11 protein-coding genes are annotated in these 17,268 nt (G+C 73.8%); 9 read left to right on the top strand and 2 right to left on the bottom strand.

Annotated features, from left to right (window positions below):
• Nucleotides 1–213: 213 nt before the first annotated feature.
• Genes ACH34S_RS18115 through ACH34S_RS18090 form a run of 6 tightly spaced genes read left to right on the top strand, consistent with a single transcriptional unit; the run spans nt 214 to nt 14,337 of the window.
• Nucleotides 214–7,029 (top strand): SDR family NAD(P)-dependent oxidoreductase, encoded by a 6,816-nt coding sequence (locus tag ACH34S_RS18115; protein ID WP_395953820.1) that lies wholly within the window; start codon nt 214–216, stop codon nt 7,027–7,029.
• Nucleotides 7,026–11,303, top strand: coding sequence for a beta-ketoacyl synthase N-terminal-like domain-containing protein (locus tag ACH34S_RS18110; RefSeq protein ID WP_395953819.1), 4,278 nt, complete (start codon nt 7,026–7,028; stop codon nt 11,301–11,303). The genes ACH34S_RS18115 and ACH34S_RS18110 overlap by 4 nt, the downstream gene beginning before the upstream one ends.
• Entirely contained in the window at nt 11,300–11,581 is a 282-nt protein-coding gene (locus ACH34S_RS18105; RefSeq protein ID WP_395953818.1) for an acyl carrier protein, read from the top strand. The genes ACH34S_RS18110 and ACH34S_RS18105 overlap by 4 nt, the downstream gene beginning before the upstream one ends.
• Complete coding sequence (locus ACH34S_RS18100) at nt 11,574–12,377, top strand: alpha/beta fold hydrolase (RefSeq protein ID WP_395953817.1); 804 nt, start codon at nt 11,574–11,576, stop codon at nt 12,375–12,377. The genes ACH34S_RS18105 and ACH34S_RS18100 overlap by 8 nt, the downstream gene beginning before the upstream one ends.
• Nucleotides 12,374–13,597 (top strand): glycosyltransferase, encoded by a 1,224-nt coding sequence (locus ACH34S_RS18095; protein WP_395953816.1) that lies wholly within the window; start codon nt 12,374–12,376, stop codon nt 13,595–13,597. Before ACH34S_RS18100 ends, ACH34S_RS18095 begins: the two co-directional genes overlap by 4 nt.
• Nucleotides 13,594–14,337, top strand: a complete 744-nt coding sequence (locus ACH34S_RS18090; RefSeq protein WP_395953815.1) for a hypothetical protein — start codon at nt 13,594–13,596, stop codon at nt 14,335–14,337. The genes ACH34S_RS18095 and ACH34S_RS18090 overlap by 4 nt, the downstream gene beginning before the upstream one ends.
• A gap of 44 nt (nt 14,338–14,381) precedes the next feature.
• Here the strand turns inward: ACH34S_RS18090 and ACH34S_RS18085 are convergent, their stop codons facing one another.
• A complete protein-coding gene (locus ACH34S_RS18085; RefSeq protein ID WP_395953814.1) occupies nt 14,382–14,771 on the bottom strand; it encodes an ATP-binding protein in 390 nt (129 codons plus the stop codon).
• On the opposite strand from ACH34S_RS18085, the gene ACH34S_RS18080 reads away from it, so the two are divergent.
• From ACH34S_RS18080 to ACH34S_RS18070, 3 genes are all read left to right on the top strand, one after another.
• On the top strand, nt 14,770–15,714 hold the full coding sequence (locus tag ACH34S_RS18080; RefSeq protein ID WP_395953813.1) for a helix-turn-helix domain-containing protein: 945 nt from the start codon (nt 14,770–14,772) through the stop codon (nt 15,712–15,714). The two genes, ACH34S_RS18085 and ACH34S_RS18080, sit on opposite strands and share 2 nt — an antisense overlap.
• The gene (locus ACH34S_RS18075; protein WP_395953812.1) at nt 15,705–15,893 is read left to right on the top strand and encodes a DUF397 domain-containing protein; all 189 of its coding nucleotides are present in this window, start codon (nt 15,705–15,707) and stop codon (nt 15,891–15,893) included. The genes ACH34S_RS18080 and ACH34S_RS18075 overlap by 10 nt, the downstream gene beginning before the upstream one ends.
• Before the next feature lie 189 nt (nt 15,894–16,082).
• Complete coding sequence (locus ACH34S_RS18070) at nt 16,083–16,277, top strand: DUF397 domain-containing protein (protein ID WP_395953811.1); 195 nt, start codon at nt 16,083–16,085, stop codon at nt 16,275–16,277.
• A gap of 65 nt (nt 16,278–16,342) precedes the next feature.
• On the opposite strand, the gene ACH34S_RS18065 is transcribed toward ACH34S_RS18070, so the two are convergent.
• Nucleotides 16,343–17,128 carry a GNAT family N-acetyltransferase gene (locus ACH34S_RS18065; protein WP_395953810.1) on the bottom strand — a complete coding sequence of 262 codons (786 nt, stop codon included), beginning with the start codon at nt 17,126–17,128 and terminating at the stop codon, nt 16,343–16,345.
• Nucleotides 17,129–17,268: the final 140 nt, after the last annotated feature.

The raw sequence follows: 17,268 nt of genomic DNA, 5'->3' as shown, positions 1-17,268 counted from the left end.
TACGGAATGTGATCGCCATTATGCCCTTTGTTCATCCGGGGAGAGAAGCGCCGCGCGCCGTTCGTCTCCGGGAGGTCAAGGGAAGGTCCGGAGTTCTTTGCCGTGCGCCATCGCCGCGCGCTGTGGTGTGTCGTCCGAGTAATCAGGTGCTCGCTTTCCGTAGTGTGGCGCAGCGTTATTGCGAGCCGCAGCGGGATGTCGGGGGGGCAGTGCATGGCGGCGGACAGGGGCGAGGGGCTCCGGGCCGAGATCATCGGGGTCACGCCGTTCGGGCGTCCGGCACCCCATCTCGCCGTGGCGGTCGCGCGGGCGGGCGGGGTCGGGGTGCTCGATCTCGGGGCCGACCGCGCGCCGGGGCTCGCCGCGCTCGCGGACGTGCGCCGCTGGTGGGCGGGCCCGTTCGGCGTCCGCGTCCCGGCCGGGTGCCGGGTCAGGCCCGCCGAGCTCCCGGAGGCGGTGGGGACCGTCCTCGTCGACGCGCCCGCGCTGCGGTCCGACGACGCGCTGCGGTCCGACGACTCGCTCGACGTCGCCGGGTTCGCGCGGGGCCGCCGCCTGCTGGTCGAGGTCGTGGACGCCGAGGAGGCCGCCGCCGTCATCCCCGTCGCGCGCGAGTTCGCCGGGGACGTCGGGCTCATCGCGCGGGGCTCGGAGGCGGGCGGGCGCGTCGGTGAGCTGACCACGTTCGTGCTGCTGCAGCGGCTGATGGCCGACCCGTCCGTGGACGTCCCCGTGTACGCGGCGGGCGGGATCGGGACGCACACGGCCGCGGCGGCGGTGGCGGGCGGCGCGGCAGGGGTCGTGCTGGACGTGCAGCTCGCGCTGGTCCGGGAGATGGACCTGCCCGCCGATGTCGCGTCCGCGCTGGCGGCGATGGACGGCGGCGAGACCGCGGTCGTGCACGGGCATCGCGTGTACACGCGGCCCGACCTGCCGGAGATCGATCTGGCCGGGCTCGGCCCGGCGGAGGCCGGCGCGCGGCTCGGCGCGACGGGGCTGCGGTCGCGGCTGCTGCCCGTGGGGCAGGACGGCCCGCTGGCGGCGGTGCTCGCCGGGAGGTACAAGACCGCCGGGGGCGTGGTGCAGGCCGTCCGGGACGAGATCGCGGCGCATCTGCGCGCCGCCGTCCGCGCCGAACCGCTGGCACCACGGCCGGAACCCGCCGTGGTGCAGGGGCCGATGACGCAGGTCAGCGACGGTTCGGCGTTCGCGGGCGCGGTCGCGCAGGACGGCGGTCTCCCCTTCCTCGCCCTCGCCCTGATGGACGGCGTCCGCGTCGAGGCGCTGCTCCGCGAGACCGCCGACCGGCTCGGCGGCCGCCCCTGGGGCGTCGGGATCCTCGGGTTCGCGCCGCCGGAGGTCCGGGAGGCGCAGCTCGCGGCGGTGTGCGCTGCCGGGCCGCCCTACGCGCTGATCGCGGGCGGCGTTCCGGCGCAGGCCGAGCTGCTGGAGGCCGCCGGGATCAGCACTTATCTGCACGTCCCGTCGCCGGATCTGCTGGACAGGTTCCTCGGCGAGGGCGCCCGGAAGTTCGTCTTCGAGGGACGCGAGTGCGGCGGGCACGTCGGGCCGCGGGCGAGCTTCCCGCTCTGGGAGGCGCAGGTCGAGCGGCTGACGGCGTTCGGCGGCGACCCGTCCGAGCTGTCGGTGATGTTCGCGGGCGGTATCCATGACGAGCGGTCCGCGGCCATGGTCGCGGCGCTGGCCGGGCCGCTGGCCGAGCGCGGCGCCGACGTCCGCGTGCTGATGGGGACCGCGTACCTGTTCACGTCCGAGGCGGTGGCGGCGGGCGCGATCCTGCCGGGCTTCCAGGACACGGCGCTCGGCTGCGGCGGGACGGCGCTGCTGGAGACGTCCCCCGGCCACGCCACCCGCTGCGCCCGCACGCCCTACGTCGAGGTGTTCGCCGAGACCCGCCGCGAGCTGGAGCAGGCCGGGACGCCGCGGCAGGAGGTGTGGCGCCGACTGGAGAAGCTGAACCTCGGGCGGCTGCGCCTCGCCAGCAAGGGCCTGCGCCGCTCCGTGCCCGTGGAGCCCGCGGTGCAGCACGCCGAGGGCATGTACATGCTCGGCCAGGTGGCGGCGCTCCGGTCGGCCACGACCAGCGTCGCCGCGCTGCACGAGCAGGTCACGACGGGTGCGTCCGCGTTCCTGGCCGCGCGTGCCGAGGAGCTGGGCATCGCGGCGGCGCGTCCGGCGGAGGGCACCGCGCGGCCCGCCGACGTCGCGATCATCGGGATCGGCTGCGTGTTCCCCGGCGCCCGCGACACCGACGCCTACTGGGCGAACATCGTCGCCGGAACCGACTCGATCACCGAGGTCACCCGCTGGGATCCGGAGATCCACTACGACCCGTCCGGGGAGGGGAAGACGCCGTCCAAGTGGGGCGGGTTCCTGCCGGACGTCCCGTTCGACGCGCTCGCCTACGGCATCCCGCCCAACGCGCTCGGCAGCATCGAACCGGTCCAGCTCCTGTCGCTGGAGGTGGCGTCCCGCGCGCTGAAGGACGCCGGATACGCCGACCGGCCCTTCGACCGCGCCCGCACCTCGGTGTACTTCGGCGCGGACGGCGGCAACGACCTCCACACGGCCTACCGGATGCGCGCCGCGCTGCCGTCCTACTTCGGCGAGGTCCCGGCCGGGCTGGACGAGCAGCTCCCGCGCCCCACCGAGGACTCCTTCCCCGGCGTCCTCACCAACGTCATCGCCGGGCGGATCGCCAACCGCCTCGATCTCGGCGGCGCCAGCTTCACCGTCGACGCCGCGTGCGCCGCGTCGCTCGCCGCGCTCGACGCCGCCTGCAAGGACCTCCTCGCGGGCACCAGCGACATGGTGCTGTGCGGCGGCGCCGACCTCAGCAACGGCATCGAGGACTACCTGCTGTTCGCGTCGGTCGGCGCGCTGTCGCCGTCGGGGCGCTGCGCCGCGTTCGACGCGTCCGCGGACGGCATCGCGCTCGGCGAGGGCGTCGCGTGCGTCGTGCTGAAGCGCCTCGCGGACGCCGAACGCGACGGCGACCGGATCTACGCCGTCGTGAAGTCGGTCGCCGGGTCCAGCGACGGGCGCTCCCTCGGCCTCACCGCGCCCCGCGCCGAAGGGCAGCGCCGGGCGCTCGACCGCGCCTACGAGCGCGCCGGGGTCGCGCCCGCGTCGGTCGGGCTCGTCGAAGCGCACGGCACCGGCACCGAGGTCGGCGACCGCACCGAACTCGCGACCCTGCGGGCGGCGTTCGCCGGTGCCGCGCCGGGCAGCGTCGCGCTCGGGTCGGTGAAGTCGCAGATCGGGCACACCAAGTGCGCGGCCGGGCTCGCCGGTCTCATCAAGACCGCGTACGCGCTGCACACGGGCGTGCTGCCCGGGACGCTGCACCTCGTCCGCCCCAACGCCGAATGGACGCCCGACGGGCCGTTCGCGTTCAGCGGTGCCGCGCGTCCCTGGGCGGCCCGTCCCGGCGACCGGTTCGCGGGGGTGAGCGGGTTCGGGTTCGGCGGGACGAACTTCCACGCCGTCCTGTCGGGATACGACGGGGCACCGGAACCGGTGTCGGGGCTGGCCGAGTGGCCCGCCGAGCTGTTCCTGATCCGGGCGGACGGCCGGGACGCCGCCCGCGCCGGGATCGACCGCCTCTCCGCCCTGCTCCGGGGCCGGGGCGAGCCGCGGCTCCGCGACCTCGCCCGGACGGCCGCCGCGCTCGACGGGCCCGTCCAGGTCGCGTTCGTCGCCACCGGCCTCGATGACCTGCGCCGCAAGCTCGACCTCGCCGCGGAGTTCCGCCCGGCGCCCGGTGTCCTCCTGCCCAGCGGCGACCCGGGACAGGTCGCGTTCCTGTTCCCCGGGCAGGGCAGCCAGCGGCCGAACATGCTCGCCGACCTGTTCGTCGCGTTCCCGCGCCTCCAGCGCCTGCTCCGCCTGGCCGGTGGCCGCTACGCCCCGGCGATGTTCCCGCCCGCCGCGTTCGGCCGCGCCGACACCCGCCGCCACCAGGCGGGGATCACCGACACCCGGGTCGCGCAGCCCGCGCTCGGCATCGCCGGGCTGGCCGTGCACCGGCTCCTCACCGCGCTCGGCGTCCACCCCGACCTCGCCGCCGGGCACAGCTACGGCGAGCTCGTCGCGCTGTGCGCGGCCGGGGTCGTCGACGACGCCGACATGATCGAGCTGAGCGCCGCGCGCGCCGACGCGATCCTGGCCGCCGCCGGGGACGACCCGGGCGCGATGGCCGCCGTCACCGGGTCGCTCCGCGATGTCCGCGAGGTGCTTTCGGGCCTGTCCGGGATCGTGATCGCCAACCACAACGCGCCCCGCCAGGTCGTGATCTCCGGGACGTCCGCCGGGCTGGAACGCGCCATGCCCGTGCTGTCCGCCGCGGGCCTCGCCGCCCGGCGCATCCCGGTGGCGTGCGCGTTCCACAGCCCGCTCGTCGCCGCCGCGTCCGCCGGGCTGCGCGCCGACCTCGCCCACCGCGACCTGCGCTCGCCCGCCTTCCCCGTCTGGTCCAACACCACCGCCGCCCCCTACGACGCCGACCCCGCGGAGCTCGCCGCCACCCTCGCCGGGCAGGTCGCCGCGCCCGTCCGCTTCGTGGAGCAGATCGAGGCCATGTACGACGCGGGCGCCCGCACGTTCGTGGAGGCGGGGCCCGGACGCGTCCTCACCGGACTCGTCGGCGACATCCTCGGCGACCGCCCGCACACCGCCGTGAGCTGCGACGCGCCCGGCGAGAACGGCCTGGTCCACCTGCTGCACGCCCTCGCCGAGCTCGCCGCCGCCGGAGTCCCCGTCGACCCGCTGCCCCTGTTCGCCGGACGCGACGCCCGCCCGCTCACCGCCGCTCCCACCATGCCCGGCTGGGTCGTCAACGGGCACCTCGTCCGGACCGCCGACGGCGGCTACCCGGCGGGCGCGCTCCGCCCGCCGGAACGCGTCCCGGGCCCCGGCGGGCGCGGGTCGGAGGACGCCGTCCTGGAATACCTGCGCGCCGGGCGCGAGATGATCGCCGCGCAGCGCGAGGTGATCCTCCGCCACCTCGGAGGGACGGGCCCGCAGGACGCCCCCGAGCCGCCTGCGCCAGCGGCGCCTGCCGTCCCCGTGCCTGCGCCTCGTCCAGTCCTTCCTGGGGAGACCGTCCCGGATGCGGACCCGGACCCGGACCCGGGCTCGGACGAGGCGCCGCGCGACGTCCATGCCACCGTCCTCGCGGTGATCAGCGCCCGGACCGGCTACCCCGAACCGATGCTGGAGGCGTCCCTGAACCTGGAGGCCGACCTCTCCATCGACTCCATCAAGCGCACGGTCATCCTCGGCGACCTCGCCGACCGGCTCGGCCTCGCCGCCCCCGAGCGGCTCGCGGACATCGCCACCATCGGCGATCTCGTCGCCTCCGTCCGCGCTCATCTCGCCGGGCCCGCGCCGCAGCCCGTCGTCCCGTCCCAGGCCGGTCCGGCCGAGGAGGCTCCTGTGGCCGTGCCGGTGCAAGACGGGGCGCCGCTCCGCGAGGAAACGGGCGCGTTCGCCACGGGTGCGCTCACTCCGGCGTCCACCGACCGGCAGGTCTGGCCACAGATCGGCGACGGGACGCCGAGCCGGCGCGCCGACGGCACCCCGCCTGGCAGCCGGATAGTGCGGCACGTCCTGCGGGTCGTGGAGCTGGACGCGCTGCCCGTCCCGCCCGAGTCGGGGACGGCGTTCACCGGCCGCCGCTTCCAGATCGTGGACGACGGCTGCGGCATCGCGCTGGAACTCGCCGACCTGCTCGACCGGCAGGGCGCGCAGGTGCGGACCCCGCGCGAGGTCGACGACACCTGCGACGGGCTGATCCATCTGGCGGCGCTGCGGCCGGGCGCGAGGGGCGTGCTGCCCGCGGCGTACGACGGCATCCGGCACGCGCTGGCGGGCGGGCTGCGCTGGCTCGTCCTCGCGGGCGGGGCCGGCGGGACGTTCGGCCGCCGGTTCGACGGCGGCATCGGAGACCCGGCACCGGGCGCGGGGCTGCGCGGCCTGGCCCGGACGGTCGCGGAGGAACACCCCGAGGTCCTCGTCCGCGCGCTCGACGTCGACACCAGGGACACCCCGAGAGCGATAGCGCAGCGCATCCTCGCCGAGCTGCTGAACGCCGATGGGCCGATCGTCGTCGGCCACGAGGGCGGCCTGCGGCGCGGCCTGGCCGTCGTCCCGGCGGAGCTGGACGGCGACCCGAAGCCCCCCGTCGGCCCGGACGGCGTCGTGCTCCTCACCGGCGGCGCGCGGGGGATCACCGCCCGGGTGGCGCTGGAACTGGCCCGGACGAGCGGCTGCCACATCGAGATCATGGGCCGCACGCCCGAGCCGGACGCCGAGCCCGCGTCCCCGGACGGCCCGGACATCCCCGATGAAGCCGGGCTGCGCCGCGCGCTCGTCGCGCGCGGCGGGCTGCGACCGGCGGAGATCGAGGCGGCGATCCGCACGATCCTCGCCGAACGGGAGATCCGCCGGAACCTGGACGCGCTGCGGGAGCACGCGGCGTCCGTCCGCTACCACGCGGGCGACGTGCGCGACCCCGACGCCGTCCAGGACGTGGTCGACAGCGTCTACACGTGGCACGGCCGCCTCGACGGCGTCGTCCACGGTGCCGGGATCATCGAGGACCGCCTAGTCCGCGACAAGACCCCTGAGTCGTTCGCCAGGGTGTACCGGACGAAGGTGGACGGCGCGTCCGCCCTCGTCCAGGCCGTCCAGCCCGACATCGGGTTCTTCGTCGTCTTCGGCAGCATCGCGGGCGTCCACGGCAACCGCGGCCAGGCCGACTACGCCGCCGCGAACGACGCATGCGACACGCTCGCGAACGTCTGGCGGACGCGCCTGCACGGCCGGGTGCTCGTCGCCGACTGGGGCCCGTGGGCGGGCGGCGGCATGGTGTCGCCGGACCTGGCGCGCGAGTACGCGCGGCGCGGCACCGGCCTGATCGAGCCGGACGCGGGCACGGCGGCCCTGCTGCGCGAGATCGCGCACGGCGACGAGACGCAGGTCGTGTTCACCGGGGCCGTCCGGTGAGCCCCGCCCGGGAGCCGATCGCGATCGTCGGCGCCGGGGCCGTGTTCCCTGGCGCGGGATCGGCGGCCGAGCTGTGGCGCAACGTCCTGGCCGGGGTCGACGCGATCACCGACGTGCCGCCCGGACGCTGGGACCCCGCGCTCTACTACGACCCGGGCGCCTACGCCGGCGCACCGGAGAGCGACCGCTTCTACTGCAAGCGGGGCGGCTTCGTCGACGAGCTGGCCACCTTCGACCCGTCCCGGTTCGGGATCCCGGCGGCGGCCGTGCCGGGGATGGAGCCCGACCAGCTGCTCGCGCTGCGCGCGGCGGGCGACGCGATCGAGGACGCGGGCGGCGCCGGCCGGCTCCCCGGCCGGTCGCGGATCGGCGTGGTCATCGGGCGCGGCGGCTACCTCGCGCCGGGCGCCGCGCGTTTGGACCAGCGGGTCCGCACGTCCCATCAGGTCGCCGGGATCCTCGCCGAGCTTGTGCCGGAACTCGGGGAACAGCGGCTGGACGAGATCCGCCGCGCGTTCTGCGAGCGCCTGGGCCCGCCCGCTCCGGACGGCCCCGGCGCCTTCGGGCCGTCCGGGCTCGTGCCGAGCTTCGCCGCGTCCCGCATCGCCGGGCATTTCGACCTGTGCGGCCCGGCCTACACGCTGGACGCGGCGTGCGCGTCCTCGCTGCTGGCGGTCGAGCACGCGGTGCGGGCGCTGCGCGGCGGGCAGGCGGACGCGATGCTCGCCGGGGCCGTGCACCACGCCCACCACGCCACCGTCTGGAGCGTTTTCAACCAGGCGCGGGCGCTGAGCAGGAGCGGGACGATCCGGCCGTTCGACCGCGCCGCCGACGGGCTGCTCCTCGCGGAGGGCACCGGGATCGTCCTGCTCAAGCGGCTGTCGGACGCCGAACGGGACGGCGACCGGATCCACGCGGTCATCCTCGGCGCCGGGTCGTCCAGCGACGGCCGCGCGCCGGACATCATGAGCCCGCTCGCGGACGGCCAGGTCCTCGCGGTCGAGCGCGCCTGGCGGGACGCGGGCCTCGACCCGGCGGAACCCGGCGCGGTCGGGCTGGTCGAGGCGCACGGCACGGCGACCCCGGCGGGCGACGAGGCGGAGCTGGCGACGCTCCGCCGCGTCTTCGGATCCGGCGGCCCGCCGATCGGGCTCGGCACCGTCAAGTCGATGATCGGGCACGCGATGCCCGCCGCCGGGATCGCCGGGCTGATCAAGGCCGCGTGCGCCCTGCGCGACGCCGTCCTGCCGCCGACGCTGCACGTGGACGACCCGCACCCCGCCCTTGAGAACACCAGGCTCCATCTCATCCGGGAGCCCGCCGACTGGGAACGCCACGACGGGCCCCGGCGCGCCGTGGTCAACGCGTTCGGGTTCGGCGGCGCGAACGCGCACGTGATCCTGGAGGAGCCCCCGTCGAGCGCGGTCCGGCGGGCACGGCGGCGCCGGAGGCTCGACACGCCGCAGTCGGACGAACGCGTCCTCAAACTGGCCGCCGGCACACCCGAAGAACTGGCCACCGCTCTGGCCGAGCCCGACGAGAAGCTCTTGGCGCGGGCGCTGGAGGAGGTGGAGACCCCCGACCTTCCGTGCCGCCTCGCAATCGTCGCCCCCACGCCCCGCAGGCTCGACCTGGCGCGGGCGGTCGTCCAGCGCGGGACGCCGTGGCGGGGCCGCAGCGACGTGTGGTTCTCCCCGCGCCCGCTGCTCGCCGAAGGCGGGCGGCTGGCCTTCCTGTTCCCCGGGTTCGAGCCCGCCTTCGAACCCCGCGTCGACGACGTCGCCGACCACTTCGGGCTCCCGAAGCCCGCGCTCACCGGCCGCTCCGACCTGTTCGCCCATGCCGCCGACGTCATGGGCGTGGGCCGGTTGCTGGCCGCCGCGCTCGCCGAACTCGGCATCGAACCGGACGTCACGGCGGGCCACAGCCTCGGCGAGTGGACGGCGATGATCGCCACCGGCCGGTACGACGCCGACGCGGCCGAGGCGTTCCTCCGCACCCTCGACGGCGAGGACCTGGACGTCCCCGACGCCGTGTACGGGGCGCTCGGCTGCGGCGCCGCCCGCGCCCGGGACGCCGCCGCCGGGCACCCGGGTGTTTTCGTCAGCCACGACAACTGCCCGCACCAGTCGGTGATCTGCGGGCCGCCGGGCGCGGTCCGGGAGATCCTAAGGAGGCTGGCGGCCGAAGGGGTCCCCGGGCAGGAACTGCCGTTCCGGTCGGGCTTCCACACGCCGCTGGCCGGCGTGTACGAGGAGCTGATGCAGCGGTCGTTCGAGGCCGTGCGGATACGCGAGTCCAGCGTTCCGCTGTGGTCGGCGACGACGGTCGCGCCGTTCCCCAGGTCGCCCGCCGATGTCCGCGACCTCGTCGTCCGGCACCTGCTCGAACCCGTCAGGTTCGGCGACCTGATCGAGGAACTCCACGCCACGGCCCGCGTGCGGGTGTTCCTCCAGGTCGGGCCGGGGAGCCTCACGGGGTTCGTCGCCGACGCGCTCGGGGACCGCGAGCACCTCGCGATGGCCGTCAACACCCCGAAACGGGACGGCATGGCCCAGCTCCGCCGCGTCGCCGCCGCGCTGTGGGCCGAAGGCTACGGCGCGCCCCCGGCGACGCCCCGGCCCGGCACCGGCATCCAGCTCGACCTCGGCACGCCGCTGATCAGGCTGGACGGCGCCGTCCAGCCCATGCGCCCCGCGTCCGGCGCCACGTCCGAGATGCCGTCGCTTCCGTCCGACGACCCCATCCTCGCCGAGCTGGAGGCGCTGCTCAACGACGCGTCGGCCGGGGCGCGGACCGTCGTCGAGGCCCTCGGCGCCAGACCGGCGCCCGGCCCGCCGATCGAGAACGCACCGCCCCAGGACGAGCTCGCCGTTTCCCGTGTCTTCTCCCTCGGCGCGATGCCGTATCTGAGCGACCACTGCGTGATCCCGCAGCCCCGGGACTGGCCCGACATGTCGGACAGATTTCCGATCGTCCCGCTGGCGACGCTGCTCGAAGTCCTGGCCGACACGGCCCGGGAACTCCTGCCCGGCATGGTGGTCATCGGATTCGAGGACGTCCGCGCCGTCCGCTGGATCGTGGCCGCCCCGCCGACCACCACCGAGATCCGCGCGCACCTCGTCGAAGAGCGCGACCGCCTCCGCAGGGTGAAGGTCGTCGTCGAGAACCACGCACACGGGACGGTCCTGCTAGCCGACCGCTACCCGGCGCCACCCGCGCCGGACACCACACCACTGACCATCGAAGGCCCGCCCATAGTCACCGCGGACCGGCTGTACGAGGAACGCTGGATGTTCCACGGCCCGCTCTTCCGCGGCATCACCGAGATCACGGCCGTCGCGGAGGACGGTGTGCGCGCCGTCCTGACGTCCTTGCCCACGCCGGGCGCGCTTCTGGACAGTGCGGGCCAGCTATGCGGCCACTGGATCCAGGTGTACGGCGACACCAACCAGATGGTGTACCCGATAGGGATCGAGCAGGTCTTCCTGTACGGGCCGCAGCCGCCCGAAGGCGAATACCTGGCGACGACCATCTGGAACCAGTCCCTGACCGACACGACCATGCGCTGCTCGGCCGAACTGGTCCGCGAGGACGGAACGCCATGGGCCCGCATCGGCGGCTGGACGGGCCACCGCTTCTACACCGACGAAGCCATCTGGCGGATGCGGTTCACCGCCGAAGTCTCCGGGACGGGGGAACCGCAACCGAGCGGCTGGTGCCTGGCCCGGAAACGCTGGGACGGGACGGCGTCGCGCGATCTCCTCATGCGCTATTACCTGTGCGCCCCCGAACGCGCCCAGTACGAGGCGCTCCCGCCGTCCATTCAGGGGCCCTGGCTGCTCGGACGCATCGCCGCGAAGGACGCCGTCCGCGACCACCTCTGGCGCAACGGCCACGGCCCCCTCTTCCCCGCGGAACTCACCGTCCACGACGGGCCCACGGTCACGGGACCGTTCGACGAGCCGCTCGCCATCTCCATCGCCACCACCACCGAACTGGGCGTGGCCCTGGTCAGACCGGGCCGGGAACCGACCGGCATCGGCCTCGCCAGGAACGAGAACGACGCACGCGTCCGCGCGGCCAAGGAGGCGGTGCTGCGTTCGATGAACGGCACCGGATCGGACCTGGTCGTGACCGTCGCCGACGCCGAGCGGCTGCTCATCGCCGCGGACGGCACGGTCACGACCGTGGAAACACGCGAAATCGAAGGACACGTCGTGGCCTGGACGGTCGCGGCCGGCGGAGCGGACATGGAGGAGGCCCGCACATGAGCGACGACATCAGGTCAGAGGTCGTCCGGATGCTGATCGACGTGGTGGGGGAGGACTTCCTCCTCGACGTGGAGGTCGGCCCCGAGACCACGTTCGGCGACGACCTCGGCCTGGAGAGCATCGAGTTCGTCGTGCTGGTCGACCGGCTCCGCACGCACTACGGCGACCGCGTCGACTTCCCCGGGTTCATCGCGGGCCTGGACCTCGACCAGCTCATCAACCTGACCATCGGGGACCTCGTGGACCACATCGCCGCCCAGGAGCAGGCGCATGCCTGAGGTGACCGCGCGCGGTCTCCGGTTCCACGTCCAGGAATCCGGGACGGGCCCGCCCGTCGTGGTGTTCGTCCACGGCCTCGCCGTCGACAACCTGTCCACCTTCTACTGCTCGCTGGCGCCACCGGTGGCCGAGGCGGGCGCCCGGTGCGTCCTGTACGACCTGCGCGGCCACGGCCGCACCGAGCGCCCGCCCACCGGCTACGGCGTGGCCGACGCGGTCGCGGACCTCTTCGCCGTCCTCGACGCGCTGGGCCACGATCGCGTCCATCTCGTCGCCAACAGCTTCGGCGGAGTCGTCGCGCTGAACGCCGCCCTCGCGCACCCCGGCCGCGTGGCCGGGCTCGTTCTCATCGACGCGCACGGGCCCGCCGACGGGCCCCACTGGACCCGGAACTTCCACAACTCGCTGGCGAGGTCGGCGCTCCTGTTCGAGTACGAGCGGACCGCCGACCAGCTCGCCTCCGTCGAACGCCGCCTGGCACGGCTGGTGGCGCACGCGGACGCGCTCCTCAACGGCACGACGCTCGTGGACGACCTCGCCGCGCTGGAACCCGTCAGTCCCGCGGCCCTCGCGACCCTGCGCTGCCCCGTCCTGGCGTTCTACGGCCAGCATTCGGACGTGGCCGACGCGGGCCCGCTCCTCGCCCGCCACGTACCCGGCTGCGCGCTGCACACCCTGGACGGTTACGCACACTCCCTGCTCCCAGCCGGAACGTCCGAGATCCTGGAGGTCCTGTTGCCCTGGCTCGCCCACCACGCCGGCACGCGGGCGCCCGCCGCCGGAGCCGTCCGATGAGTGCCCGCCGCCGCACCGTCCCGTCCCTGCTCGACGACCCGGGCATCCGGCGCGCGCGGACATCGCCACGGCGCTTCCTGTTCGCGGTCCCGCCGCTGGCCGGGCACATCAACCCCACCGTCGCGGTCGGGGCCGAGCTGGCCCGCCGCGGCCATCAGGTCGCCTGGACGGGCCACCGCCCGTCCATCGAACCGCTGCTGCGCTCCGGCTCCCGCATCTTCAACGCCACCGAAGGCGACTTCGGGCGCCGCCTGCCCGACATCCGGAACGACTGGTCGGGGCTGCGCGGCCTGGCCGCCCTCCGCTTCCTCTGGGAGGAGTTCACCGTCCCGCTCGGCCATGCCATGATGCCGGGCGTCGAGAAGGCGATCGACCGTTTCCACCCGGACGTCGTGGTCGCTGACCAGCTCGTCCTCGCCGCCCCGGTCGCGGCCCGGCACCGGGAGATCCCCTGGGCGACTTCGGCGACGACGTCCTCCGAGTTCGCCCGCCCGCTCGCCGGCATGCCGAAGGTCGAGCAGTGGATCCGCGACCAGATGGCCGCCTTCCAGCTCGACCACGGCATCGACGACCTGCTGGACCTGCGCTTCTCCGACCACCTGGTCCTGATCTTCTCGACCGGCGCCCTGGTCGGGGACATCTCCTTCTTCCCCGACCGGTTCGCGTTCGTCGGCCCCGCCCTCGGCCGTCCCGCGACCGGCCCCTTCCCCTGGGACTGGCTGGACGGCCGCCCCGCCGCCCTCGTCACCCTCGGCACGCTGGTCGGCTCGTCCGGGCGGCGGTTCCTCGGGGCCGCCGCCGACGCCGTCCGCGAGCTGGACATCCAGGCGATCTTCGTGGCGCCGCCGGAGACCGTCGCCGACCCGCCGCCGAACGTGCTCGTCCGCGCGCACGTCCCGCAGCTCAAGCTGCTCGAACGGGTCTCCGCCGTCGTCTGCCACGGCGGCCACAACACCGTCTCCGAGTCCCTGTCCCAGGGCCTTCCGCTGGTGGTGGCCCCGATCCTGCACGACAACTCGGTCGTCGCCCGCCAGGTGGAGGCCGCCGGCGCGGGCGTCTGCGTCCGGTTCGGCCGCGTCCGCCCGGACGAGCTCCGCACGGCGCTCGCCACCGTCCTCGCGGACGGCCCGCACCGTGCCGCCGCCGAACGCGTCCGGGAGTCCTTCGCCGCGGCGGGCGGCGCCGCCGAGGCCGCCGACCGGCTGGAGAAACTCGCGTGATCGAGGACGAGCTCCGATGGATGGCGCGCCTGTTCGAAGGGGCCTACGGCAAACCACCGGCGACGATCCGCCACGCCTGCGGAGCGCTACCACTCCTGGACGGCTGGGAGGTGCCGCTCCCATGGGGCGCCGCGGTGGCCGCCGGTCACTCCTCCGACGGCACCACGTCCCTTTACTCCATGAACCACTACGCCCAGGGCGTCGTCACGCCGCCCACCGCGAAAGACTGGGCCCGCGACTGCATGACGGCCTTGGACGCGCACGCCTCCCCAGGCACCCACATCCTGGTGAACCGCGAACTGCCCGCGGAAATGGGCCTGCTCACAGGCGCCGAGACCGTCGCCGCCACGACCCTGGCCCTCCAAGACCTCCACGGCCGCGCCGGTGGCCCGGCCCCGGCGCCCGGTCGCGGCCTGGACGGAACGGGCCTGTGCGTCCTGCTGATCGAGATCGGGTCCCGCAGCCGGGCCACCGCCCCCGCGCAACGAGCCGCCGCCCCTCCCGGGACCCGCCCGTCCGACCTCGGCCCGCTCCTCACCGCGGCCCACCGCCCCGGCGACCCGTTCCACGACGTGACCCTGGACGCGGCCCTGGACGCCGGAGCCCTCGGCGGCCGGACGATCGGCACGTGCGTCGCGACCGTCGCCCCCGAGAGCGCCGTCCCCGCCATCCGCAAGCAGGTCACGGCCCGCCTGCAACCCACCCTCCCGCGCCCGCCCCGCTACCTGACCGCACGGTAGGCCGCGGAGGGACGGCCCCCTCCGACCGCCCCTCCGCGTGATCTTCACGAGTCGAGGACGGCGAAGACGACCTTGCCCGCGTCCCCGGCCAGCGGCCGGGCACCCCAGCACCGGGTGTACTGCTCCACGACGAACAGCCCCCGCCCCGACTCGCCGTTCACGTCCGCGCTCACGATGCGCGGCATGACACAGACCGAGTCCTGAACCTCCACCCACACCACGCCCCGGTCGGTGCGCCCGATCCGGAAGATCACCTCGTCGTCGCTCTTGGTCGCGTACCGCAGCGCGTTGGTGACCAGCTCACTGGCGATCAGGCACGGGACGAAGTCGTCCACCTCCCACCCGCCGACCACCAGCCGCACGAACGTCCGCACCTCCGCCACCGCCCGCAGATCCCGCTTGACCACCATCTCGCTCTGCACCGCCTCACCCATGATCACTCCTCACCGTCTGTGGCTTAGAACACACAATGAGCTACTTTCGGTTTACGATGTGCCTACCTCCGTTAGGTGGCAGACAGCGGTAGCCGAGCCCCCCAGCCCGACAGATGCCAGCGAAAGGCAGAGAGCCATGCCCCCGCGACGACAACGTCCCCGTGAGTCGCCCGCCCTCGTCGCGTTCGGACGCCAGATGCGCCGGATGCGTGAGGCCAAGGGAGTCAAGCAAGAGACCATCGCCCACATCACGAAGGTGAGCGGCCCCCAGGTCAGCCGCATCGAGAACGGCAAGAAGCGCGCCACTCGCTCCTTCGTGATCGCAGTGGACGACTACCTGGAGGCGGGCGGCTCCCTCATCAGCTTGTGGGAGGACCTGAACAAGGACGGTCACCCGGTCCCGATCTGGTTCGACTGGCCCCAGATCGAATCGGATGCGGTGATGCTGGTGAGCTGGGAAAACTCGGTAGTCCCCGGGCTAGCCCAAACGCCCGCCTATGCGTTGGCGATGCTGCGCGGCAAGCAGGAAGCCGCCGACGCGCGTATCAGTCGCCAGGCCGTCCTCACGAAGGACGAATCGGCCTCACCGATGGTCCTGTTTGTGCTCGACGAGCATGTGCTCTACAACCTCGTCGGGACGCCAGAGACGATGCGGGAACAACTCGAGCACCTCCTGGAGCTCAGTTTGTTGCCCAACGTCACGGTTCAAGTAGTGTTGTCAAGAGGTGAGCACGAGGGCGTCCTCGGCGCGTTCGTGGTTGCGACGATGGAGGATCGGAGCGAGATCGCGTACATCGAGACAGCAATACGAGGTATCACCACAGACAACCCGACGGATCTGTCCAACCTGGCGAGAACCATGGTCGAGCTCCGTTCTCAGGCGCTCACGCAGGAGATGTCGCGTGAACTGATCCGAAAGGTCATCGAGGAGAGATGGAGCTGACAGACGCCAAGTGGCGCAGGAGCAGCTACAGCGGTCCCAACGGCGGCAATTGCGTCGAAGTGGCGGACGCGGCCGGTGTGGTGGCGGTGCGGGACAGCAAGGACCCGGACGGCCCCGTCCTCCTGCTGACCCGCGCGGCCCTACGGACGGCCGTCCAGTCCGCTGCCGACACGCACTGACCGTCCAGCAACAACCGCCCCGGCGACACCCCATTCGTTAAGTCGCGGCGGTCGTCCTGCCCGGCCCGGCACGGACGACCCCGCCCCACACGGGCCGGACGCCTGCGCCCGTCCACCTACCTCAAGAGCAACCCCCGCCAAGCGCGGGCGCCCAACGACAGCCTCAGCCGCGCGTCCGACACTGGGTTCATGCTTTTTAACAATCTCAAATGGCGCAAGAGCAGCCACAGCGCCTCCAACGGCGGCGACTGCGTCGAGTTGGCCGGGGTGTCCGGTGTGGTGGCGGTGCGGGACAGCAAGGACCCGGACGGCCCCGTCCTCCTGCTGACCCGCGCGGCCCTGCGCACCGCCGTGATATCCGCGGCACTGCTCTCAGCTGCGTAGAAGGGCCAGATCGAAGGCAGCCATCGGCCGTCCCTGCTACGGCAATGCCAGCGGCTGTTCGAGCGCTACGCCTGGCAGACGTAGCCGTGTGTCTCCAGCCCCTCGGAGACGTAGAGTCCTTCGGCGGCGCTGCCCCGCGACGCCTGGAGCACCTTGACCTCGGAGCCACGGGTGCGTCCCCAGGCCATCGAAGCCCGCCAGAGGCTCCGGCCGTGGCCACGGCCCCGGTACGCCGGGTGGACGGCGAAGTAGGCCGGCTGCTGGATCACGTGGCCATCCGGTCCCGCGACGGTCGTGAGCGGGCCGACCGCCCCGATGATCCGATCGTCGGCGACCCTGACGAGGGTGGGTCCGTCCTGGTGCCCGGCCTTCATTCGCTGGTAGAGGAACTGGAATCCTTCCGGCCCGATTTCGTCGGCGAACGCGCCGAAAGTGTCGGCGACCGGGCACTCCGTCAGGGGCTGGACGCTCCGTGCCGGTCGCTCGTCGTCGGGGGAGAAGCGCTTGACCATTACCCTGCCGCGTGCCCCGTCCGGACGGTCGGAGAACCAGATCACCCTGCTGCCGACCCCGGCGCGGTGGGACTTCGCCAACCGCTCGCCCAAGTGCATCAGCGCGGGGAGGTCGGGCTCCGAGGCGCTGTAGTAGTAGACCTTCACCAGGCCGTCGCCGCGCGTGGTCAGCGCGGGGACGATCGTCTCCGCGGCCGTGTGAACGACATCGCTGAGGAGGACCCGTTCGTCCTTCGTGGCCGTCCACCGGCGGTCCTTGTCGAAGGGGAGAAACCGGCCGGTGTGCGCAACATCGAGAACGGCGTCGAAGAGGTCGGCGCCGACGGTCTCAGGGGGCATCGGGCCGAGCGTCGGAACGTACGGGGCGTGTATTGCGGGCTCAAGCCAGTCACGGCGGAATCCCATGTCCCGAAGGTTAGCGAGCGCCCCATATGGCGAGGCCCCGGATCGCCGAAACGGTCCGGGGCCTCTTCAGGGTC

This window comes from Actinomadura sp. 3N508 (assembly GCF_044326375.1).
Classification (GTDB): Bacteria; Actinomycetota; Actinomycetes; order Streptosporangiales; family Streptosporangiaceae; genus Spirillospora.
The sequence above is the reverse complement of the archived record's forward strand: the minus strand, read 5'-3'. Positions and strand labels throughout refer to the sequence as shown.